Annotated in this window: 20 protein-coding genes; 7 read left to right on the top strand and 13 right to left on the bottom strand. The window is 53.4% G+C overall.

All coding sequences use genetic code 11. From position 1 onward, the window contains the following. Positions 1-28 precede the first annotated feature (28 nt). Positions 29-739 (top strand): hypothetical protein, encoded by a 711-nt coding sequence (locus tag I2B62_RS13235; RefSeq protein WP_195269549.1) that lies wholly within the window; start codon positions 29-31, stop codon positions 737-739. 116 nt (positions 740-855) lie between these two features. Here I2B62_RS13235 and I2B62_RS13230 read toward each other — a convergent pair whose 3' ends face one another. The 10 genes from I2B62_RS13230 to I2B62_RS13185 form a co-directional block, all read right to left on the bottom strand. Continuing rightward, the gene (locus I2B62_RS13230; RefSeq protein ID WP_195269548.1) at positions 856-1,548 is read right to left on the bottom strand and encodes a carboxymuconolactone decarboxylase family protein; all 693 of its coding nucleotides are present in this window, start codon (positions 1,546-1,548) and stop codon (positions 856-858) included. 18 nt (positions 1,549-1,566) lie between these two features. Continuing rightward, positions 1,567-2,688, bottom strand: a complete 1,122-nt coding sequence (locus I2B62_RS13225; protein WP_195269547.1) for an aldo/keto reductase — start codon at positions 2,686-2,688, stop codon at positions 1,567-1,569. A gap of 60 nt (positions 2,689-2,748) precedes the next feature. Beyond that, entirely contained in the window at positions 2,749-3,165 is a 417-nt protein-coding gene (locus I2B62_RS13220) for a cupin domain-containing protein (RefSeq protein ID WP_195269546.1), read from the bottom strand. A gap of 37 nt (positions 3,166-3,202) precedes the next feature. After that, on the bottom strand, positions 3,203-3,556 hold the full coding sequence (locus I2B62_RS13215; RefSeq protein WP_195269545.1) for a helix-turn-helix domain-containing protein: 354 nt from the start codon (positions 3,554-3,556) through the stop codon (positions 3,203-3,205). Between the two features lie 71 nt (positions 3,557-3,627). Then, positions 3,628-4,548 (bottom strand): LysR family transcriptional regulator, encoded by a 921-nt coding sequence (locus I2B62_RS13210; RefSeq protein ID WP_195269544.1) that lies wholly within the window; start codon positions 4,546-4,548, stop codon positions 3,628-3,630. Positions 4,549-4,615: 67 nt separating this feature from the next. Beyond that, positions 4,616-5,536: a permease gene (locus I2B62_RS13205; RefSeq protein ID WP_347707821.1), complete on the bottom strand. Its 921-nt coding sequence runs from the start codon at positions 5,534-5,536 to the stop codon at positions 4,616-4,618. Continuing rightward, positions 5,511-6,524, bottom strand: a complete 1,014-nt coding sequence (locus I2B62_RS13200; protein WP_195269543.1) for a DUF362 domain-containing protein — start codon at positions 6,522-6,524, stop codon at positions 5,511-5,513. The genes I2B62_RS13205 and I2B62_RS13200 overlap by 26 nt, the downstream gene beginning before the upstream one ends. Before the next feature lie 20 nt (positions 6,525-6,544). Then, positions 6,545-7,171, bottom strand: a complete 627-nt coding sequence (locus I2B62_RS13195; protein WP_195269542.1) for a flavodoxin — start codon at positions 7,169-7,171, stop codon at positions 6,545-6,547. A 134-nt stretch (positions 7,172-7,305) separates the two neighbouring features. After that, on the bottom strand, positions 7,306-8,691 hold the full coding sequence (locus I2B62_RS13190; protein WP_195269541.1) for a DUF362 domain-containing protein: 1,386 nt from the start codon (positions 8,689-8,691) through the stop codon (positions 7,306-7,308). Between the two features lie 47 nt (positions 8,692-8,738). After that, positions 8,739-9,308, bottom strand: coding sequence for a sugar O-acetyltransferase (locus tag I2B62_RS13185; RefSeq protein WP_195269540.1), 570 nt, complete (start codon positions 9,306-9,308; stop codon positions 8,739-8,741). Positions 9,309-9,451: 143 nt separating this feature from the next. On the opposite strand from I2B62_RS13185, the gene I2B62_RS13180 reads away from it, so the two are divergent. Further along, complete coding sequence (locus I2B62_RS13180) at positions 9,452-10,345, top strand: LysR family transcriptional regulator (RefSeq protein WP_195269539.1); 894 nt, start codon at positions 9,452-9,454, stop codon at positions 10,343-10,345. Positions 10,346-10,541: 196 nt separating this feature from the next. Continuing rightward, a complete protein-coding gene (locus tag I2B62_RS13175; RefSeq protein WP_195269538.1) occupies positions 10,542-11,021 on the top strand; it encodes a flavodoxin in 480 nt (159 codons plus the stop codon). Between the two features lie 106 nt (positions 11,022-11,127). Here the strand turns inward: I2B62_RS13175 and I2B62_RS13170 are convergent, their stop codons facing one another. Further along, on the bottom strand, positions 11,128-11,898 hold the full coding sequence (locus I2B62_RS13170) for a sulfite exporter TauE/SafE family protein (RefSeq protein ID WP_195269537.1): 771 nt from the start codon (positions 11,896-11,898) through the stop codon (positions 11,128-11,130). A gap of 184 nt (positions 11,899-12,082) precedes the next feature. On the opposite strand from I2B62_RS13170, the gene I2B62_RS13165 reads away from it, so the two are divergent. Genes I2B62_RS13165 through I2B62_RS13150 form a run of 4 tightly spaced genes read left to right on the top strand, consistent with a single transcriptional unit; the run spans position 12,083 to position 13,480 of the window. Continuing rightward, a complete protein-coding gene (locus I2B62_RS13165) occupies positions 12,083-12,307 on the top strand; it encodes a DUF1659 domain-containing protein (RefSeq protein ID WP_195269536.1) in 225 nt (74 codons plus the stop codon). 21 nt (positions 12,308-12,328) lie between these two features. Next, complete coding sequence (locus I2B62_RS13160) at positions 12,329-12,556, top strand: DUF2922 domain-containing protein (RefSeq protein WP_195269535.1); 228 nt, start codon at positions 12,329-12,331, stop codon at positions 12,554-12,556. 10 nt (positions 12,557-12,566) lie between these two features. Then, positions 12,567-12,962 (top strand): phage holin family protein, encoded by a 396-nt coding sequence (locus I2B62_RS13155; RefSeq protein ID WP_195269534.1) that lies wholly within the window; start codon positions 12,567-12,569, stop codon positions 12,960-12,962. Next, positions 12,959-13,480, top strand: coding sequence for a D-Ala-D-Ala carboxypeptidase family metallohydrolase (locus I2B62_RS13150; protein ID WP_195269533.1), 522 nt, complete (start codon positions 12,959-12,961; stop codon positions 13,478-13,480). Before I2B62_RS13155 ends, I2B62_RS13150 begins: the two co-directional genes overlap by 4 nt. Positions 13,481-13,573: 93 nt before the next feature. Here the strand turns inward: I2B62_RS13150 and I2B62_RS13145 are convergent, their stop codons facing one another. After that, a complete protein-coding gene (locus tag I2B62_RS13145) occupies positions 13,574-14,605 on the bottom strand; it encodes a GLUG motif-containing protein (protein WP_195269532.1) in 1,032 nt (343 codons plus the stop codon). A 98-nt stretch (positions 14,606-14,703) separates the two neighbouring features. Next, on the bottom strand, positions 14,704-21,390 hold the full coding sequence (locus tag I2B62_RS13140; protein ID WP_195269531.1) for an Ig-like domain-containing protein: 6,687 nt from the start codon (positions 21,388-21,390) through the stop codon (positions 14,704-14,706). Between the last annotated feature and the right edge of the window lie 45 nt (positions 21,391-21,435).

The following is a 21,435-nucleotide window of genomic DNA, read 5'->3' as shown; positions in this document are numbered from 1 at the left end:
AGAGTGAAGAGAAAAAGGGGAAATGAGCATGTATTCAGAAAAAACAAAATTCTACACGCATCCGGAGCTTGGCGTTCAGACTGTTGCCTTAAAGGAGGGTCAGGCCTACTTTATTCCAAAGGACTTTACGGCGCGCTTTGGCTATAAATGCAATGACGCGCTGGTTCGGAGATTGTGCAGGGCCCAGCGGATGCTGATGGTGCCTGTGGGGCCGGACACCAAAAAAATGCGGAAGGTGCTGGGCGTCCCCTGTCACGAGGCTCTGGCCATCGTTAATGACATTGCCCGCTATATTACGGAAAAGGAAGCCTACCGCCTGTGGTTTGACGAAATTCTGGAGGACTTTATGAAGCCGGAATTTAATCTGAAGGAGGAGCTGCTCAAGTGTATCCACCGTTACCACAGCAATGGCGGCGCGACCTTTACGGATATGGAACGTAACTTCGACCGCTACGGGTATGATTATCACGGCGATTGCAGCCTGGTGTTTGAAGCCTTTAACCAGAAGCCAGTGTATTTCTGGTCGGGCTGGAGCCGGCAGGCCTTTGAGGCTCTGGCGCAGCTGGTTGAGGAGGGCCGCATACAGAGGCGGTACACGGGTCCCCTGCCCTACTACTACGAAGGACGGGGCCTGACCATGCCGGTCATCCATGATATTGACGGCATTGCCGGCGGCGGCTGGCTGCCCATCGGCTTTGCCATCACCCCGGCGGGTGAGGCGGAGCTGGAAGCGGCTTAAAATTGAGAGGATAAAGGTAAAGGCCCTGTTTGTCAATTTCAAACAGGGCCTTTTGTAAAGTTAAAAAGCGGTATCCTACAGGATTGGCAGGAGTACGCATTTATACTGAGATACTGTTATTCAGCGGCTTCGGCGGCTTTCTGGACACAGGTGATGGCGTTCAGGCTGCGGGGATAGCCAATGTAGGGAAGGCACTGTGACACAACCCTTATCAGGAAATCCGGACTGTTTCCAAGGCGCATGTTTCCGGCGGCGTGTGAGGTAAGCTGTGGTTCGCAGCCGCCCTGGGCGGCCAGAAAACAAAAGGTGATCATTTCTCTCTGGGCGAGGTTCAGCCCGGTTCGCGTATAATAATCGCCGAAGCAGTTTGCCGCGAGCCAGCGGTTGATGTGGCCGCCCTTCCAGAAGTCTTTCATACCTTCGCCAAAGATGTCGGCCTGTGCCTGCGCGCCTTTCTCCAACCGGTTCTCAAGGGTGGTAGTGGCCTGTCCCTCGAGCGGCAGCCGGACGCCGCGCGCCAGCAGAATATCGTTGGTCGCGGTCAGGAACGGCAGGCTGCGCCCCATGCCCAGGTAGTCGACGGACTGGTAGACGGCTTCTTTTACCATCACCGGCGTCAGTCCGGCTTCCAGAGCCTCTGGCAGCATTTCGCGGTATTCGTCGACGCCCTGGCACCCCATGAGGGCGGACAGGATGGCCAGATACCGGGTGGACGGATCCAGCTGCTGTCCCGCCTCGCCGGGCACCTCCTCAAAAGCGAAGTGCTCGTAACGCGCCATAAATTCCGGGTCTGTTTCGTGTAAATTCATTTTAAACCTCCTGCCGGGTCAGCCGGCCAGCGTTTTGGAAACCTGTTCCAGATGCTCTCTGATGGCAATGTGCTGCGGACACGCCTGCTCACATTCGCCGCACTGGATACACTCTGCGGCGGCGGATTTGCCGTGTCCGCCGACCAGCCAGTTTTCCTGGCTTTTGGCCGCCTCTTTATTGCCGTAGAGGGTCAGGTAATTCATGGCGGTGAAGGAACCGGAGATTCCGATGTTTTGCGGGCAGACCTTTGCGCAGTAGTCGCAGGTGGTGCAGGGAATCAGCGGGATGGCCTCCAGTGCCTTCCGCGCCTTTTCCAGGGTTTCCCGCTGCTCGGCGTTCAGGCCGGTAAAATCTTTCATGCAGGTCACGTTATCCCGCACCTGTCCGGCGCTGCTCATTCCGGAGAGCACGGTGATCACACCCTCCAGGTCGGCCGCAAAGCGCACGCCCCAGGAGGCGGCTGAGGCGTCCGGTTCAGCAGCTTTCAGAATGGCTTCCACGGCCTCGGGCGGGGTGGCCAGCATACCGCCCTTTACTGGCTCCATGACGATGACGGGCTTGCCGTGCTTGCGCGCGGTCTCGTAGCATGCGCGGGACTGGACGGCCGGGTTTTCCCAGTCGGCGTAGTTGATCTGGAGCTGGACAAACTCCATTTCGGGGTGTGCGGTCAGAAGGGCGTCCAGCTCCTCTGGTGTCGAGTGAAACGAGAATCCAATGTGCCGGATCAGACCCTCCTGTTTTTTCTCCTGTATCCAGCTCCACATGTCAAAATCGTCAAAATACTGGGTGCGGGCTTCACCCAGGTTGTGCAGCAGGTAAAAATCAAAGTAGCCGGCCCCGGTCTGCCGCAGCGAGGTGTCGAACTGCGCCGTGGCCTCCTCGCGGGTTTTACAGTTGATCCATGCGGCGTTTTTGGTGGCCAGCTGGTATTTTTCTCTGGGATAGCGCTCTACCAGCGCCTGACGGATGGCGTCCTCGCTGCCATTGTAGGCCCAGGCGGTGTCAAAATAGGTGAAGCCGGCCGTCAGATACAGGTCGACCATTTCCTTTACCTGTTCCACGTCGATGACGCCGTTTTCCTGGGGCAGCCGCATCAGGCCAAACCCCAGCTTTTTAATGTTTTCTCCGAGATATGTCATGTTCGATACTCCTTCTGTTATTCAAAGTTTTTCCGAAGCGGCCGGGTATGGCCGCGCGCATTATTTAAGGGTGCTGTAGTGGGCGTCGTCCACGGGCTCAAGCCATTCGTTTGAGGCGGCCTCGCCGGGGACCTCCACCGCCAGGTGGGTGAACCAGCTGTCCTTTGCCGCGCCGTGCCAGTGCTTGACGCCGGCGGGGATGACTACCACGTCGCCGGGGTGCAGCTCACGGGCTTCCTTTCCCCACTCCTGGTACCAGCCGCGGCCGTCGGTGCAGAGCAGGATCTGGCCGCCGCCCTGACGAGCCTGGTGGATGTGCCAGTTGTTGCGGCAGCCCGGCTCAAAGGTTACGTTTCCGATGGGAACGCCCTGGGTGGTCAGCATATTCAGATAGCTCTGGCCTGTAAAATACGGTGCAAAGGCCTCGTTGGCCCCGCCCAATGGAAAGACGGGCTGGTGATTGTTTTCTGGATTCATTTTCAGTGCTCCTTTAAATTAAATTTTTATTTTCCGCTTAACGCTGTCTGCCTTTATTCATCTCATGCCGGAGGTAGTCCAGCCGGCTCACCTGCTGTTCCCTGAAGTGGATCTCGTCCAGCGCGGTTCTGCGCTTTTCGTTGAGCATGCGCAGGCGCGCCTCCTCGGAGTTTTCCTCCTCCAGCAGCAGCTTCATGTACGCTTCGATCTCCTGGTTGGTAAAGCCGATGTCATGCAGGGTCATGATCATGCTCAGGCGCTCAATGTCGGTGTCGTCATACTGCCACGCGCCCATGACTTTTTTTACCTCGCCGCACAGCCCCCAACGCTCGTATTCCCGCAGAATTTTGATGGGAATGTTATATCGCTCGCTCGCTTCATCAATGGTCATTTCCGCACTCCTTCCCTGTGATGGTTTTAAACAAAACAAAAATAGGCGCCCCTTTCGGGAACACCTATATTTTATAGCGTATTTTCAGGTATGTCTAATGCTTGTTTTTCATTGCAGGCAATGCTTTTGACGTATTTCTTTGTGAAATCAATGAAGGCCGCTGTTGCGGGTGAGAAGGTCTGGGTTTTTTTCCAGGCCATGACCGAGCCGGAGTCCATTTTGGGAAAGACGGGAATAAAGCAGAGGCCGTCATAATGGCTGTCAAGCCTCAGGGTAAAGGCGACGCCCATCTTTTTCTGTACCAGGACCGCCAGGTTATACTGCAAATTGCCGGAGGCGACGATCTCGATCTGGTCGGCATACTCGCCGAACCAGTTGACCAGCTCATTCTGAACCAGCTCGCGCCTGGACGCGATGAGCGGAACATGGACCAGATCCCGGGGGGAGATAAACGCCTTTGACGAAAGCGCGCAGTCCTCGCGCATCAAAACGCCCCACTCTTCCCTGAGCGGCGTGCGGATAAACGCGTACTTCCGGATATCCACAGGCTCCAGCAAGAGGCCAAGGTCCAGGATGCCCTGTTCGATGCGCTCCTTGATGTTGTCCGCGTTTCCGCTGTAGATCTGAAACTGAACCATGGGATACTGCTCGTGGAAGGCGGTGATAAGCTCGGCAAGAAACTGGGTGCTGTGCAGCTCACCGCTCCCGATGGCGATCTCCCCGGTGAGGTGCTCCTCCTTGTGAAGAAATTCCCGCTTGGTTTTCTCGGAGAGCGACACGATTTCCTGGGCGCGGCGCTTCAGCAGCATGCCGTCGTCGGTCAGGACAATGTTGTGGTTGCTGCGCCTGAACAGCTTTACGCCGAGCTCGTCCTCCAGCTGCATGAGCTGTCTGGAGAGGGTGGGCTGGGTGATGTGGAGCAGGCTGGCTGCCCGGGTGATGTTTTCCTCACGGGCCACCATTAAAAAATAACTTAATACACGAAGTTCCATGGAGACACCCCTTTCTATATCTGAAATAATAGCACAGGAAAGGCGCCCTTTTCAAGAGGCGCCGGTTTTATAGTAATTGATTGACGACCAGGCCGGTCAGCAGGGCCCAGGAAATGACAAAAAGAAGATAGATGAGAAAACGCCGCAGGCCGAGGATGATCTTGAGCGCGCCGAGGTTGGTGATCTTGGTGGCAGGTCCGGTGATCATAAAGGCCGCCGCGCTGCCCAGGCTCATGCCGTCGTAAAGCCAGGCCTGCAAAAGCGGGATGGTGCCCCCGCCGCAGGCGTAAAGCGGCACGCCGATGGTGGCGGCCATGAGCACACCGAGGGCCTCACTGCCACCAAAGAGCCGCGTCAATATTTCAGGGGGAACATAGCGCTGAAACAGCGCGGAGAGCACCATGCCGAGCAGAAAGTACGGCCCGGTTGCCCGGAGGTTCCGGCCGAGATTCTTGAGAAAACGCCGCAAAATATCGGGGTCAGTATCCCGGCTTTTGGGCATGTCAAATCCGCTGAAGTTAAAAAACGGCCTGTCCGGATAGAAGCGGCGCAGAAGCAGCCCGGCAGCTGCGCCGCAGAGGAAGCAGGACACCAGGCGTATGGCCAGGGCGGCCCGACCCAGAGCCGCGCTGTAGATGATGAGCTGGGGGTTGAGCAGCACAGAGCTCATCATAAAGGCCGCGAGCCAGTCCTGCCGGACGCCGCCTTTGGCAAAGGAGGCCGCAATGGGGACAGTTCCGTACAGGCACAGCGGTGAGGCAATGCCCAGCGCGCTGGCGGCCAGAATACCGGGTATGCCCGGCGCCATTTTTCCGAGTGTGCTGAAAAGGCGGTGCATCGGGTCTTTCAGAAAAACGGAGATAAAGGAGCCGAGCAGCATGCCCAGCACCCAGTAGGGAAAAATCTGATAAAGCTGGAGACTGAAAAAGTACCAGAGGTACACAGCCTCACGCTGCAGGGTCTCAAGCATCAAGGCTGATGAGCTCATAGCTCCGGCTGCCGAGACCAATGGCCTCGGCGTGGGCCAGGGTCAGCAGACCGTTGCGCGACTCAATCCGGTTGATCAGGGACTGGCCGTCCGGGGCGCTGTACACCAGATCCACACAGGCCTGGTCCACGGCGACAGGGTCGTAGGAGGCCAGAATACCGATGTCGTGCATGTCTGGCTCGGCAGGGCTGGTGTCGCAGTCACAGTCCACAGAAAGCCGGTTCATGACATTGATGTACAGCAGCCGCCCGTCCAGGGCGTCGGTCACGGATTTTCCGGCCTCCGCCATGGATTCGAGAAAAGCGTCCTGGTCGCCGCTCCACATGCTGCCGCCAGTGCCCCCGCTGTGGATGTGGGCCTTGCCCTCGGCCGAGGCGATGCCGATGGAAATATTTTTGATGGCTCCGCCGTAACCGGCCATGGCGTGTCCCTTAAAGTGGGAGAGCACCACATAATCGGTGTAGTTTTCAAAGTTTTTGCCCACAAAGTTTTCACTCAGGTGACGGCCGCCTGTAACCGGCAGGGTCATCGAGCCGTTTTCGTCCAGAATGTCCACGTCGGCGATGGCCGTATAGCCGTGGTCCTCAGCCACCTGGTAGTGCATGGCCGTGCCGGCGCGGGCGCCGCCGTAAGCGGTGTTGCACTCCACGATGGTGCCGTTCAGGCTTTGGACGAGATCACCGATCAGGTCGGTGCGCAGGTAATTGCTGCCCGGCTCGCCGGTGGAGAGCTTGACCGCGATATTGCCGTCCGGGGAAGCCTCCAGGGCTTCGTAGACGGCCATCAGGCCCTCAGAAGTGATATCGGTTGTCATATAGACAGCCGGTGAATGACTGGTGTTTGGATTCATGGGGGATCGTTCTCCTTCATTTTGTGATTGGGCCGCTGGTTCGGTGCTGTTGTCTGGCTGTGTGTCCGGCGGGGTACAGCCGGCCAGCGCGGGACACAGCAGCAGCGCCGCGAGCAGAAAAATGCTTTTGGTTTTCATCTCTATCCTCTGCCCCGGGCTTAGAATTCAAAGCCGAGCTCCTGGATAAAGCTCTGAACCGCGCTGTCCGAGGTGTCAGCCTCTCCGCTTCTGACCGCGAGGCCGCCGCGCAGGTCTGCACCGGGAATGAGCGCGGCCATGTCCTGCTCGCTGCTGCCCAGTGCGCTGCCCCCGTGGGTGCAGAAGGGGATCACGGTTTTGCCGGAAAAGTCATATTCTTCCAGGAAGGTGGACATTGCCATGGGCATGGTGCCCCACCAGATGGGGTAGCCCACAAAGACAATATCGTAGCTTCCCATGTTATTCACATGGGTGGAAAGGGCCGGACGCGCGTTTTCATCCTGCTCCTGCTGTGCCCGGTCGGTCAGGGCGTCGTAATCCTCAGGGTAAGCCTCGGCGGTTTCCACCTGGAAAAGCGTGCCGCCGGTAAGGCCGGCGATTTTGTTTGCCACAGCTTCGGTGTTGCCGGTCTGGGTAAAATAGGCGATCAGCACACGGCTTCCGCCGTCCGCGTCCGCCTGCTCCTGCGAAGACGCGCTGGGCGAGGGGGTGCTTTCAGCCGTGTTCTGGCCGCCCGGGGTGCTGCTGCAGGCCGTCAGAGCCAGCAGTGTTATACCGGTGACGAGTAAAATCAGTAATTTTTTCATTTGAATACCTCCTGTTTGAATGCTTTAGCGCATTAACTTTCTACACTTTATCACTTGGAGTTCGCTTCAAGTCAAGGACCGGACGCGGCCGTCTAAAGTATTTTTTAAGAAAAAAGGGCTTCGCGCCGTCGCTGTCATTTTTCGATTTGAAGAAGCTCAATGCCCTCGTCCTGGCCCAGATTGCGGCTGTACTGCTTTTGCGCCGGGTTGTTCCAGTGCTCGTGGACGCCGAGGTTGGTGACGGGCTGGCCGTTTCCGTTGCGGTACACAGTGCCCGAGGGGGCTTCAGCTACCAGACCGGCCTCGTGCAGGTAGTTTTCCACATTGGGGTTATCCCTCAGAGCGCTGTTTCTTTCGGTGACGGTGGGTTCGTTTATCAGAAAGTCTGCGCCGACCGAGTCGATGGCCACCGGGTCCTGTGACAGAAAAACGCTGGCTGTGTAGCTGCCGTTAAAAGGCGCTTGCTGCCATTTCGAGTTGTCCCCGGTAATGGCGACGCTTTCGCCCGGCGCAGCGATGAGGGCGTCCAGCATATAGAGCATGGTTTTTTCGCCGGTCTGGTAATTGGCCATGAGGTCCACCAGCACGGTGTAGGCGTTCATCTGGCTGGCGGTCAGGTAGCGGTGAATGCCCGCCGCCTCCGGGGCGCGCATACGGTTGGCGTTCATGATGGTACCAAAATGGTTTTTGGCGCAGAGGGTAATACCATAGACATGGCCCTTCAGATTCGCCAGGTTGATGAGGTATCTGGCCTCAGTCACACAGGTGGGCAGGTAGTTGGTCTCGCCGCTCACCGGCGTCGACCAGACCACCGGGGCGCTTAAGTCCGCTTCGGCGTCATTTTCACCGAGAAGATCGCGGTACTGGAACCGGACGCCCTCCAGGACGCCGGAGCCGCACAGCTCCCGCATATAATCCGGAAAGGTACGCCCGGCGTCGTAGACCGTAATGTCCGCCGGGGATACACCGGCCTGGGTGACCAGCGAGGTGAGCAGCGCCCTCAACAGGACGGGATTGCAGTAGCTCTCCCGGGTTTCACCGCTGGTATCGTCGGCGTAGGCCCCGGAGCCATTCATATTGGCCTTGATGGCGAGCTTCTGGCCGGGCTGGTAGCCGCCGCTCTCGCCGCGGGCAGCATTGTGGGCGGTAAACAGCTTCTGCCAGCCGGCCTCCACGCTGGTCTCGCCGGCCAGGGAGGCGATGCCGTCATCCACCATGGTCTGGACAGCGTCGGTATCAAAGTGTCCGGGCTGCCACCAATAGCCCTCCCCGTCCCAGGTGACCGAATCCGGGTCATGAACCCAGGATACCCGGCCCGGCATGGCCCCGACGCCGGTGCCGTATGGGCTGTGCCGGGGGAAAACAGAATCGTGGTCAAAGGCCTCCCCGGCTTGGGAGGAAGGGGTGTCTGGCCTTACCGCGCTGCCAGAGGATGGAGCCTCGGCGCGCTGGCAGCCCGCGGTAAAAAGCAGCAGGGCGGCCAGGGCCAGAACGGTGCGTTTTTTCTTTTTGCAGTGCATGTGGGGTCTCCTTTCGGTGAAATGCCTGTCAGGCGGTATACTGGCCGTTACTCGCCCAGCTTTCGCAGCACTTTCGCGGGTACGCCGGCCGCGACGGCGTTGGCCGGAACATCCTTTGTCACGACAGCGCCGGCGGCGATCACCGCGTTATCCCCGATGGTCACACCCGGGACCACCGTGACATTTGCCCCGAGCCAGACGTTTTTTCCGATTGTGATCGGCGCGGGGTGCATGTCATGCCGTTTTTCAGGCGCAAAATCATGGTTCAGGGTGGCCAGCACAGCGTTATGGCCGATCAAGGCCCCGTCACCGATGGTAATGCCGCCCTGATCCTGAAAGCGGCAGCCGCTGTTGATAAAGACATTTTTCCCGACGGTGATGTTTTTGCCGCAGTCGGTATAGAAGGGCGGGAACAGGCCAAAGCTTTCATCCACAGGCTTGCCGATGAGCTTTGAAAACAGCGCCCGGAGCGCCTCGGGCTCATGGTAAGGGCCGTTGAGCTCGCTGGTGATCTCCAGGGCTTCCTGGCTCACCTTGTGCATGTACGCATGAGCCTCGGAGCCGCCTGTGATTGTTTCGCCGCGGTTCAGATGGTCTAAAAATTCTTTGAGATTCATGGAGTTACTCCTTTTCCAGTTGGTTTGATGGTTTTATTATATCGCCTCCTGGCTTGAAATAGCAAATACTTATAGTCTATATCCCTCCATACTTGACAAGCATATCTGGGCGCACTATACTGAAGCTATAAGGAGGTGTTTTTATGGAGGTAAGGGTTTTACGCTATTTTCTGGCCGTCGCGCGGGAGGAGACCATATCCGGCGCAGCAGAAGCGCTCCACGTGACGCAGCCCACGCTGTCCCGCCAGATGATGGAGCTGGAGGAGGAGCTTGGCAAAAAGCTTTTTATCCGGGGAAACCGGAGGATCATTTTGACAGATGAGGGCGTTTTTTTAAGGAAGCGCGCCCAGGAGATTGTCGATCTCGTGAACCGCACCGAGTCGGATTTCAGCGCACCGGATGAGATAATCAGCGGCGATGTGTACATTGGCGGCGGCGAGACCGACGCCATGCGCCTGATCGGCCGGGCGGTCCGGAAAATGCAGAGAGACTATCCCCATATCCGGTACCATCTCTTCAGCGGAAACGCCGACGATGTCGCCGAGCGTCTGGACAAGGGACTTCTGGACTTTGGTATTTTCATTGAGCCGGCGGACATAAAAAAATATGATTATATGCGCCTTCCGGCCGTTGACACCTGGGGGCTGCTCATGCGCAGGGACAGCCCGCTGGCCGCCCTGCCAAACATCCGGCCCGAGCATCTGAGGGGGATTCCCCTGCTCTGCTCAAGGCAGTCCCTCACCGAAAACGAGCTGTCCGGCTGGCTTGGCGGAAACGCTGAGAGTCTGGAGGTCGTTACAACCTATAATCTCATTTACAACGCGGCCATTCTGGTAGAAGAGGGCATCGGCTGTGCCCTGTGCCTGGACAAGCTGGTGAACACCAAAGGCAGCAGCCTCTGCTTTAAGCCGCTGGAGCCCCCAATGGAGGCCCGGCTGGATATTGTGTGGAAAAAATACCAGGTCTTTTCTAAAGCAGCCGAGAAATTCTTAAAGGTGCTTCAGGAAACGCTGGCGGCTGAAGAACAAAGCCTGTAAAGTCCTATCCGGTTTTAAGGAAACTCGCGGGAAAACGGCTGTTATGCAGAAAATGAATGGCTGGTCAGTCAATATAAGCATTTTACATTTAAAAAATACGCGCTATAATAAAAGTATCGCCAGTCAGGCCGCCCGGACGTTCTAAACAGGCGCCGGGCGGCAAAGGCGCAAAACAGGAAAAAGGAGAAAACAGAATATGAGCAAAATTTTAGTAGCATACTTTTCAGCAAGCGGCGTAACCGCAAAACTGGCAGAAAAACTCGCGGCCGCAGCAGGCGGAGACCTGCACGAAATCCAGCCGGAAACACCCTATACCACCGCGGATCTGGACTGGACCAATAAAAAAAGCCGGAGCAGCATTGAGATGAACGACAAGACCTTCCGCCCGGCCGTTGCCAACAGCGTGGCCGATATGGAAAGCTATGACGTGGTTTTTGTGGGCTTCCCCATCTGGTGGTATGTCGCCCCGACCATCATCAACACCTTTTTGGAGCAGTATAACCTCGAGGGCAAGACCATCGTGCCCTTTGCTACCTCCGGAAGCAGCGGAATGGGTAATACCAACGCAGAGCTGAAGGCCTCCTGCAAGGGAGCAGAGCTGAAAGCCGGCAAGCGCTTCAACGCGAACGCGGGTGAAAAAGAGCTCAGAGACTGGATCGGCAGCCTGGGGCTGTAAAGACCAGATGATCCGGTTGAAAATCCAGAGCAAACGGCAGACAATTTATTGAAACGGTAAAAGAGCCGATAACCCACAGGTTTTAACTCATGGGTATCGGCTCTTTTTATTTTAAGAAGTTTACCAGAATAATGGAAATCCCCAGCACCGAGAGCACCACGCCAGTGGCGCGGTTCAGGACAAGCGGGCTGGCCTTATTGGCGAACCTGGCCGCGATTCTGGCCCAGAGCAGAGTGGATAAAACACAGAAAACAAGACTCCAGACATCCGGCGCGCCGCCGATGGCAAAGTGGCTGACCGCGCCCGTAAAGGCAGTAAAGGCCATGACAAACACGCTGGTGCCCACTGCTGTTTTGAGCTCATAGCCCAGTACGCTGGTCAGGATCAGCAGCATCATCATACCGCCGCCCGCCCCCACAAAGCCGCAGATAAAACCAATGGCCGTGCCGCAGACCACCGACTGTACAAACCGTTTTTTCGGGCTTGTGTCCGTCATGGATTCCTTGGTAGTCATTACAGGCTTCACAATGAACTTAATGCCCAGCAGCAGCGTCATGAAAACCGAAAAGCCGCCCATGGCAGTGCTGGGAACAAGGCTGGAGACCCAGCTGCCCACCAGTGTAAAGCACAGCACAGCGGCCATCATGATCAGACCGTTTTTGATGTCCAGATTTTTATTTTTACCATAAGTGTACGCGCTTACCGCGCTTGCCAGAACATCGCTGGCGAGAGCAATGCCCACAGCCTCGTAGGCCGGCATGCCCAGAAAGGTGATGAGCATGGGACTGATAACCGCCGCCGCGCTCATGCCTGCAAAGCCTGTGCCCAGCCCCGCGCCGATACCAGCGATGAAACAGATCACAAATTTAAACAGCATGGACCTTCCCCCTCGTCTGTCTGAAAATTTGAATAATTATGCGTGTAACCTATATTTTATGCCTTAATCCTGGGTGTGTCAATGCAAAACTGCCCTCTTAATCCCTTTGCAAAAAGCCCTGGCAGGCCTTAAACTAAAATCACAGGCAGCGCGCAGACCTGAAAAAAACTTTTGGAGGCTGACAATGGCAGTAACAGCAAATGTAAAAAGCATTGGTTTGAAGATTGTTTCAAACTACGGAGAAAAAGACAGCAAAATCGTGAAAAAAACAAAAACCTACAACGATGTCAAAAGCGACGCGACCAATGAGGGCATTTACAATACCTATAAGTGGATCAAAAACATGCAGGAACCCATTGGTGAGTCCTGTACCAAGGTCATCGCCGAAGAGCTCATGGACATTGCATAAGGATAAGGGAGGAAAAGAAAAATGGCAGATGTTTCAAAAGATTTACAGTTGATTTATGAATTGGCCAACGGCAAAAACCATACCTTGACCATTCCGGATTACAAGGAAGGGATCACCGATACTGAGATCGCAGAAGGCGCGAACGGGATCCTGAACGAGGGGATCTTTGAGCCGGACGGCCAGCCGCTGGCCGCGCTGGTATCCGCAGTGCGCATTGATACCACCAAAACCGAAGTGGCCCTGGGTTAGGAAACAGAAAATGAAGGAAATCATCCGGGGCGCCGCCGCAGTGGCCGGCGGCACCCTCTCCTTTCTGTTCGGAGGGCTTGATGATTTGCTGGCCGTGCTTGCGGTCTTAGTCTGCCTGGACTATGTGTCCGGCGTTATCAAGGGAATTTACAGGCATGAGCTTTCCAGTGCGGTGGGCTTTTACGGAATACTGAAAAAACTGTTGATTTTTCTGGTGGTCAGCGCCGCCTTCATGGTCCAGCGGATCATAACGGCTGAGCTGCCCATCCGGGACATCACGGTGCTTTTCTACATTTCCAACGAAGGCATCTCACTGGTGGAAAACGCCGCAGAATTTATTCCCATTCCCGATAAGCTTAAGACCGTTTTGCAGGCATTTAAAGAGGATGAAGAGGAGAAAAAATGACCATTTTAGAGGTACAGAGAATTTTATCCCATCTGGGCTATGACCCGGGGGAGCACGATGGGCTGGACGGCCCGAATACCCAGACGGCCGTCAGAACCTTTCAGCGAAAAACAGGTATTGAGGCAGACGGCATTGTGGGGCCTGTCACCCGGGGGCATCTGGCAGAGGCCTATAAAAACAGCCCTGCCAGCGAACACTTTGCCATGAGTGAATACCAGTGTGACTGCGGCGGCATGTACTGCGCCGGTTTTCCTGAGCTCATGGAGCAGGCACTGCTGGCTCAGGTGGAAAACCTGAGAAACCGCCTGGGCCGCCCGGTTGTCATCACCTCCGGTGTCCGCTGTTCCCAGCGCAACCGTGAGGTGGGCGGCATCGAGCACTCAAAGCATAAGACCGGCTGCGCCGCAGACCTGTACTGCCCCGGCGTCCACTACTCCGAGGTGGCCGCCATCGCCAGAGACCTGGGCCTGGGCGTGATCGAGTATCCCGAGCAGTTATTTGTGCATGTGGAGGTATAGGGAAGAAAAAAACCGTGCATTGGAATCTCTTCCAATGCACGGGGTAAAAAACATAGACAAATTGCACAGAATTCTAATATTTTGTCCTGATTTCTATTGGGTGATGGAGATATATTGATTATTTGTGCTTGTAAAAGGGGTTGAACCTAATCGGGTTTCTGTATCTCCGACAAGCCAGTTGACGCGGCTGTTATTCGCAGGTTTTAATATTGTAGCTGTATCGACAACACAATTAGTGATAACAATCGCTTCATCGCTTCCTCCGACCAGCTGTCCGCCGATACCGCCTGTGCTGACAGTAAGAGTCGCTATATTAAAAGGCAGCGTCCCCTGGATCGTTCCACCCTGAACCGTACAGTTTGTAATTTCAGTGCCATAGAGCACAGTGCCCACAATACCGGCCACTTTGCGTACTCCTGAGACATTTACGTTAACAGCCTTACAGTTTTTAACAATTGTGGACCCGGTGTTTTCTCCGGCAAAGCCGAGAATGCCGCCTATGTTATCTCCGCTGTCTCTGTTAAAACCAGAAATTGAGGATTTGACAGTTGTATCTTCAACAGTACAGTCGGTTATTTTTACATAACCAGAACCGGCAATACCGCCTACAAAATTCGTGCCGGTAATGCTGGATTCCACAACGTGACAGTTTGTGATTCCCTTGGTGGTAAATGCGTTGCCGATTAGGCCGCCGACATACGAACCACCGGTGATATTGGCGCCACTGATTGTTACGTCTTTAAATTCAGGCTTTCCGGTAATATTTCCGAAGAGGCCGGCATTGTCAGAGCTTCCGGTAATTTTTAAGTTACTGATGGTTTTTTCATTGCCATCAAAGGTTCCGGCAAAGCCTTTGATCGGTGTCCAGCTTGAGTATGAAGATAAGTCAATGTCCGCGACAAGCTTAATGGTCTTACCTGCAAAGGTGTTTGCAGGTGTTCCTACAGATTGCTCGGAGACCCATTCCAGTTGAGCTGGTGTACTGATAAGGTAGGTGTTACTGTCATCAGAGTCGACCAACGGTTCGGTTCCTGCCGCCAAAGCGCCGAAAGGCACTGCCATACAGAGCAACGCGCTTATAATAAACGCAGCGAATACTTTCTTACCAAAACGTCTTGTTTTCATAATCTAAACCTCGTTTCTTTTATTTTGAAAAAGCGGCCTTTGGGTTTAAAATCAGGTTTTCATGGCCGCCTTGTTCAATCTAACCACACAATAACGCTCTAATTTGTCGGGGATTCCCAGCTTAAAACCGGATAATCGCTATTGAGGTTCCATATAATCGAAAAATCCCAGGAGCTCTCACTGTTATTTTGCAAATATTCAAAATTATTTTGGATTTTAAACGCATCAGCACTTAATACACTATAAAGAGAAGTAGTACTATTGATGGAATCTTCACCGATTCCAACTGCATTTTGTGGATTACTATCAAGACAATAGACACCATTAAGCGTAGTATGATCAGCAACACCAATGATGCCGCCGTTTACCACTTCATCTGTAGCATTTACGGTTCCATGATTGTGGCAGCATGAAATGTTGATCGACTTTGTATTTCCAGCAATACCGCCCAAACCGCCTAAGACTTGTTTTAGTATATCTATTCCTATGTTGGTTAACTCGTCTGATAGGGTCGGCTCCCCATATTTGATTTCACCTGTGTTATAGCTGTCTGACAAAGAGCCGCCTTGTGTGTACCCAATGATTCCGCCGCTGGCGATGCCGCTGATCGTCCCCCGATTAACAGACTGGGAGATTTTCCCACCAGAGCTAAAACCTGTAATACCACCTGCGCACCCGCCCGTGACGGTTGCTTCACTGGAACATTTTGTAATGCTGCCGTCATTGTTTCCACAGATACCGCCTGCGCCAAGCTTGAGGTCAGAGTCAACCAATTTTGCCTCTTGCTGAGTGACGGTTACTCCGGCGCCTACCGTGCAGTTTTCGATTGTGCCAGTATTAGTATTATACCCCGCGATCGCGCCGCCATAAATTTGGAAATGGCCGATCGTTCCAGAGTCAATTACAACATTTTGTATGGTGCCTGCATTGTAACCAAACAGGCCGGAGATACTGTCTAAGTCTGTATCGCTCGTAATATTCTTAATGGATTGGCTGTTACCATTAAAGGTTCCTTTGAATGGTTTGTCGCTGTTTCTCCCAATGGCAACCCAGCGCTTATCGGTTAAGTCTATTGGTTTATTTAAGGTAACGGTTTTACCGCTGAAGTCAGTGGTTCCATCGTTCACTAATTGGGCGAGACCTGCAAGTTCAGCCTCATTATTGACTGTAAAATCTGTTTGGCTTTCATGACCTGTGTACCAGCTTGTATCCGGCTCCCAGGTATAGATAATATTAGTAAAGACCTTGTCGTGATAGTTGGGGGCAATCTTCACCGTTGCGGTGTTACCCGTCGTTCCTTGAATTACAGAAGAGACGGGTATCTGATAGGTGTTTTCAATACCGTCCACTTTGGTTATGGATGTGTTTTCGGCCTCTTGATTCCACACAATTGCTGTTGGTTGTACGGGGCTGGTGATGTATACGACATTATCCGCTTTAATTTGGATGTCAGTCACCGGGCTTTCCGCTGGCGTTACAGTCAGCGTTCCGTTGGTGTAGGCCTTGAACACATAATTTGCCGCGCTTCCCCCTGAAGGCACAATTGGATATGCTCCGACTTCTGCGGTTACGGTTATTTTACCCGGATTAGTAGGATCATTCGGCACATCGCTTTGCCCTTCGCAAGTAAATGTTGGAGGTTTATAATCTTTCGCTGAAATTGCAGTTTCATTGTTCACAAAGCCCTCTATCGTTCCATGATATGCGTAGGCGACAAATTCTGAATGGTAAACAAATTCATAGTCGTCTGCCTTTACGGTCAATGGTGCTTTGTTAATGGTAACGGTTATGTTTTCCGGTTGTTTAAGCGTGTAGTTAGCATTGCCATCACCGGCTAAAGAGTAGCCTGTAATAACTGCTTTATTATCTCCCGCATCTGCATTCTCAACCGTTGCCGCAGGAGAGTCTGCCTGTAACGTGATGTTTTTCTTATCTACATCCACCAAACCATTCAACTGCGCTGTACCGGTTAAGGTCACTTCAGTTTTTCCATCATAGGTTTTGTCCTGCGCGGTAAGGCCTGTAATTGTAAGCTCTTTTTGTGTGATTTTTCCGTTATTTACGGTTTCTGGCGCAGGAACCGCGTAAAGCGCCGCAGCATCACCTTCGACTTTATAAGACACCGTAACAGTTTTGTTATTGCCTGCGTTTGCGTTGTCATAAACAGCTTCGGCGGTTACGGTCAGTTTATCCTGATCTTGGGTGTTTATACCGCTGACAGTCCCTTTGGTTACGGCGCAGTGAGTTGTGCCGTCATAGATTTTTTCGCTAGTGATTTGTGTGCCGCTGACGGTTAATTGATAGAGCTTATTTCCTTCAATGGTACCACTGCCGCTGTAAGCCCCTTTTTGATCGATGCTTCCAGTGTTGATGATCTTTCCATTGTTGATGATGGAGCCCTCGTTGGTTAATGTTATATTTTCGGGAATGGTCAGTGTCTGCCCTTCTGGGATGGTCAGTTCAACGCCTTCCGGTATGGTCGCGTTACCTGTCAGATTCATTGAGCCTGTCAGTTCAATAGCCGGTGTCTGTATAAAATCACCAAGTTTGGCGCTTGAAAGAACAGACGATAGGTAGCCGGCTGTCTTAACGATGGTACCGTCGACCTTATTACCTGAGTATTGTACTTTTTCGGGATTATTGTCAATATGGATAAGTCCTGCCGCTCCTGAGCTGTTCGAATTTATTGAATCGGGTGACTTTTGGGTAAGGATTCCTGTTGTCGTACAGTTTTCAACTTTTGACCCAGCGGCGCCTTTTATCCATGAGCCGATTCCGGCCAGTTCGGTACCGCTTATACTACCGGTATTGGTGCAGCCTGAAATTTCGATTGCTAATTTTTCATAGGTCTCAATCGTTCCAAAAATTCCCCCGAAATGCCATCCTCTTGTCTGATTAAAATAGGATTGCGTATCATCATCGTCTGGGAGAGTGTTAAATTGATCAGCTGCCCAGAGAATATCGGCGGCGTTACTACAATTACGCACTTTGACAGTGCCGTTTTCAAGATCTTTTTGTTCCAGAGCGCCGATGATGCCGGCGGCCCCTGTGTCCATTGCGTTGATCTGACCGGAAAGGACATGACAGTTTTCGATTGATACTGCGTCGTAGCCAAAGCCGACAATTCCGCCAACACCGTAGTATCCGTTGATATCGATGTTTTGAAGCTGAACGTTTTTAATGGCTGCGTTGCTCACGTTGCCAAAAAGGCCGACAGAACACATTTTTTGAACCGGCTGAGATAAATTTGATATTACTTTATTGCCTCCGTCAAAAGTTCCGTTGAAGTAACAGATGGTTACCTTGCCCGCGGTTTGACTATAGTAATCTTTTTTTGAAATGTCTTCGCCCATAGCTGTTTTGCCAATGGCGGTCCAGCTTTTGCCCGATAAATCAATATCATTTATCAGTGTAAAAGTCTTGCCAGCCATATTGTTGGGTGCCAGAGCGTTGTTGTTCTGGTCTTTTGCATCGCCGTTAACCAGCGCTGCCAGACCGGCCAGCTGGGCTGGGGTTTTGATTTCAAAGTTTGTTTCTTCAGCGTTAAACCATGTGGTATCCACTTTGCTGCCATCCCAGGCGCCCACAGCTACGGCGGAGGTGGTGACAGCCTTTGAAATCCCGACAATGTTGGGATCGGTACTGCTTACCTCTGCCTGAATGAACTTGCCGATATCATTGGCGGTTACCGTATAGCTCGCTTTGTCAGCCCCGTCAATTTTTGTATAGGTGCCGTCTTTTGTATCACTGGCAAACCACTGATATTGAGTATCGTTGTCTGTGGCGTTTTTCACGCTGATGGTTTCGTAAACCTTTGGTGTTGTTTTATCCAATTCAATCTGGGCAATGTCTTCCTTGACAGTCAGAACACAGGTAGCGGTTTTTTGGCCGTCTGTCGTGGTGACGGTAATGTCTGCGGTTCCTTTGCCAATTGCTTCTATCGTACCGTCGGCATTTACGGTGGCCACGGCTTCGTTGCTGCTGCTCCAGGTAATGGTTTTGTCTGCTGCGTAATCTGGTGTAACGGTGGCGGTTAAAGCCTGGGTGTCACCAGCCTTTAGCTCCAGCGTGTTTTTATCCAGGCTTACGCCGGTTACTTTATTATCTAAGATACCGCTGAGCCTTGTGCTTGGACTGTCCTTATAATCGCCGGTTCCAGTAACGGTCAGTTGAAGGACCTTGCCGATGTCGGCCGCACTCAGGGTGTACACCGCGCTGGTTTCACCGGGGATCGGCTCAAAGGTGGTGCCGTCGCCTCTCAGCCATAAGTATGTTACTGTGGCATTTTCAGGAACCGTAGTGGCTGTGACCTGATGCCCGACAACGGCCTGATTGCTTTCAATGGTCAGGTTAACGGCGGTGACAGAGGTTTTTAAGACCAGCTTAACCATTGCATTGCTGATAGCCTCTGTTTTTGCCACGATTTCTTCCTGTGTGGTTTCGGGCAGTGTTTTTGCCGCTTCATAGGCCTCCTGGAAGGACTGCCAGCTGGATGCGGTGTGATCGCTTTCCTGCTTGCCGTCGGCTGTTTTTTTCATTTCAGCTAGCTTATCGGCTCCGGCAAAGATTAACTGTGCCTTTGCGGCGGCCATTTCTCCGAGGGCGGCGCTCACCTGGTCGGTTGAGGCCAGGGCGTCCGCTTCCACACGGACAGCGGTGTTGACAGCTGCTTGATAGTTGCTCCAGGTGCTTGCCCTATAGTCGCTTTCCTTTAACTTATAGACAGGATTTTGATGATTATCACCAATTTCGGCGGTGATGGCGGCGGTTAAAGCAGTTTTATTGGCGGTAACGGCCATGGTGGCCTCGCTTGTAACACTGCCGGTATAGTGTCCTCCGTCTTTTGCGCTTGCGGTAAGGGTAAGTTTTTTTCCGATATCGCTCTCACGAACCGTATAGGTGATGCTGTTTCCAACCTCCTGGCCGTCGGCTTTCCAGCTGAACAGGACATCGGATGCTGCGCCTTCTGGATTAACCGCGGTAAGGGAAAGAATTTCTCCGACGGTGACGGTTTTTCCGCTGCCGCTCATCGTAACATCTTTTAAGGGGGCGGTCACGCGGAGTGTGATGGTTGCCATAACGGAAGCGTCAGCGGGATTTTCCGGGATGGCCATGATGACTGTGTCACCCGGTGACTTCGCGGTAACCACGCCGTCTTTATCGACAGTGGCGATATTTTCGGATGAACTGCGCCACTTAATGTTTTTATTCGTGACGTTGTCCGGCTTGACAGTAACGGTTAAGGGCAGCCTGCTGCCGATCTCAATACTGTCGGCTGTTTTCTGAATAGCAATGCTGTCAACCGGAATGCTTTCCGGTTCTTTTTGATGGATGTTAACAGTGCAGGTAGCCTTGTGGTCCCCGTCCTTTGTCACAACGGTAATCTTGGTCTGTCCTTCTGCCTGGGCTGTGACCTTTCCATTCCCGTCAACACTCGCAATTTTGCTGTCCTCAGCATACCATGCGATGGTCTTATCTGTCGCGTTATCCGGAGCGATCTTCGCGGTGAGTACAGCACTGTCGCCAACGGTCATGTTCAGCTGGCTTTGATCCAGTGTGACACCGGTAACGTGAATCACCGCGGGCGTGGGTGTCGGTTCGGGCGTCGGCTGTGGCGTGGGTGTCGGTTCGGGTGTCGGCTGTGGCGTGGGTGTCGGTTCGGGCGTCGGCCGTGGTGTTGGCGTTGGGGTCGGCTGTGGTGCCGGTTCGGGCTGCGGGGCTGGTGGATTTACCTGGCCGCCGCCATTATTGCCATTGTCGGTGCCGGTGCTGCCGGACGTGTTATTGTTATTGCGGCTGCCGTTGTCGCTGCTGCTGCTGTTGCTGGTATTGGTGTTATCAGCCGGGGTACCAGTGGTGTCTGTGTTTTTGGCGGTATCCGTTGTACTGTTCACGTCGTTTCCGTTCGGGCTTTTGGCGATGGGATTGGCCGAAACTTTAACGTTCGCGGGCGTGATATTGCCCTGAATATTTTCTTCCCGGTTGGTAATGACATTCTCGACAATGCCCTCACCGTTAAGGTTCAGTGGGGTTTCTGTGGCCAATGTGCCGACTTTGGCGTCCTTCGCGATGTTTACCGTGCTGTCTTTGGCTTTATCGGTTACGATCAGCTTTCCAACTTCGGCGCCGCCGTTAAGGTGAATTTCTGATTTGGCGTTTACGTCAAGCTTGTCCACCTTAGCGTTGATGTCGAGTTTGGCGTCTTTGGCATTTTCCCCGATGACCAGTGTCTTAAGCGGGCTGTCAACAGTCATTTCGGCTTTGCCGTCCAGCTTGACATTTTCGACTTTGGCTTCCCTGGCGATGGCAATTGTACTGCCCTCTCCATTTTTGGCGATGGACAGTGTGCTCACCTGTCCGCTGAGCTCCAGCTTTGCGGGCTGGGCAACATTCAGTTCTGCTGCTTCAGATTCCCTGTCCAGGATAATTCGGACGTCTTTTTTGTTGACATTGATCTTCTTCAAAACGGTTTTTTCAAAATGGACGGAATTTGCGCCGCCGCCTTCAATGTCGGTGTCTTTGGAAATGCGGCTGTTGCGGATCATAACTGTGCCCTCACCGACGGCTTTGTCAATGGTCAGTGTGCCGGTGATGGTCGCGTTCTCTAAAACAACGCCATCCGCTTTGATCTGCACATCGCCGTAGGTGGCTGAATCGCTGTAGGTCCCGGCGGTGTCAAAGACCTTGGCTTCTGCCTGAGTGCTGTTTTTCCGGCCGCAGCCAAAGAACAGCAAAAAGACTGTAAGCACAGCCAGAAGGACGATTGCGATGTTTTTCTTTTTCATCTTTTTACCTCTCCTATAGGATTATTTTATCTATAAATTATGGGG

This window comes from Eubacterium sp. 1001713B170207_170306_E7 (genome assembly GCF_015547515.1).
In the GTDB taxonomy this organism is placed as follows: domain Bacteria; phylum Bacillota; class Clostridia; order Eubacteriales; family Eubacteriaceae; genus Eubacterium.
The sequence above is the reverse complement of the archived record's forward strand: the minus strand, read 5'-3'. Positions and strand labels throughout refer to the sequence as shown.

What these genes read in the sequence shown, in the direction of transcription:
- I2B62_RS13170 (WP_195269537.1), bottom strand. Translation starts at nt 11,898, where the DNA reads ATGCTGTTTAAATTTGTGATCTGTTTCATCGCTGGTATCGGCGCGGGG.
- I2B62_RS13185 (WP_195269540.1), bottom strand. Translation starts at nt 9,308, where the DNA reads ATGAATCTCAAAGAATTTTTAGACCATCTGAACCGCGGCGAAACAATC.
- I2B62_RS13230 (WP_195269548.1), bottom strand. Translation starts at nt 1,548, where the DNA reads ATGAATTTACACGAAACAGACCCGGAATTTATGGCGCGTTACGAGCAC.
- I2B62_RS13160 (WP_195269535.1), top strand. Translation starts at nt 12,329, where the DNA reads ATGGCAGATGTTTCAAAAGATTTACAGTTGATTTATGAATTGGCCAAC.
- I2B62_RS13225 (WP_195269547.1), bottom strand. Translation starts at nt 2,688, where the DNA reads ATGACATATCTCGGAGAAAACATTAAAAAGCTGGGGTTTGGCCTGATG.
- I2B62_RS13155 (WP_195269534.1), top strand. Translation starts at nt 12,567, where the DNA reads ATGAAGGAAATCATCCGGGGCGCCGCCGCAGTGGCCGGCGGCACCCTC.
- I2B62_RS13215 (WP_195269545.1), bottom strand. Translation starts at nt 3,556, where the DNA reads ATGACCATTGATGAAGCGAGCGAGCGATATAACATTCCCATCAAAATT.
- I2B62_RS13145 (WP_195269532.1), bottom strand. Translation starts at nt 14,605, where the DNA reads ATGAAAACAAGACGTTTTGGTAAGAAAGTATTCGCTGCGTTTATTATA.
- I2B62_RS13220 (WP_195269546.1), bottom strand. Translation starts at nt 3,165, where the DNA reads ATGAATCCAGAAAACAATCACCAGCCCGTCTTTCCATTGGGCGGGGCC.
- I2B62_RS13175 (WP_195269538.1), top strand. Translation starts at nt 10,542, where the DNA reads ATGAGCAAAATTTTAGTAGCATACTTTTCAGCAAGCGGCGTAACCGCA.
- I2B62_RS13150 (WP_195269533.1), top strand. Translation starts at nt 12,959, where the DNA reads ATGACCATTTTAGAGGTACAGAGAATTTTATCCCATCTGGGCTATGAC.
- I2B62_RS13235 (WP_195269549.1), top strand. Translation starts at nt 29, where the DNA reads ATGTATTCAGAAAAAACAAAATTCTACACGCATCCGGAGCTTGGCGTT.
- I2B62_RS13190 (WP_195269541.1), bottom strand. Translation starts at nt 8,691, where the DNA reads ATGCACTGCAAAAAGAAAAAACGCACCGTTCTGGCCCTGGCCGCCCTG.
- I2B62_RS13205 (WP_347707821.1), bottom strand. Translation starts at nt 5,536, where the DNA reads ATGAGCTCATCAGCCTTGATGCTTGAGACCCTGCAGCGTGAGGCTGTG.
- I2B62_RS13200 (WP_195269543.1), bottom strand. Translation starts at nt 6,524, where the DNA reads ATGAAAACCAAAAGCATTTTTCTGCTCGCGGCGCTGCTGCTGTGTCCC.
- I2B62_RS13140 (WP_195269531.1), bottom strand. Translation starts at nt 21,390, where the DNA reads ATGAAAAAGAAAAACATCGCAATCGTCCTTCTGGCTGTGCTTACAGTC.
- I2B62_RS13210 (WP_195269544.1), bottom strand. Translation starts at nt 4,548, where the DNA reads ATGGAACTTCGTGTATTAAGTTATTTTTTAATGGTGGCCCGTGAGGAA.
- I2B62_RS13165 (WP_195269536.1), top strand. Translation starts at nt 12,083, where the DNA reads ATGGCAGTAACAGCAAATGTAAAAAGCATTGGTTTGAAGATTGTTTCA.
- I2B62_RS13180 (WP_195269539.1), top strand. Translation starts at nt 9,452, where the DNA reads ATGGAGGTAAGGGTTTTACGCTATTTTCTGGCCGTCGCGCGGGAGGAG.
- I2B62_RS13195 (WP_195269542.1), bottom strand. Translation starts at nt 7,171, where the DNA reads ATGAAAAAATTACTGATTTTACTCGTCACCGGTATAACACTGCTGGCT.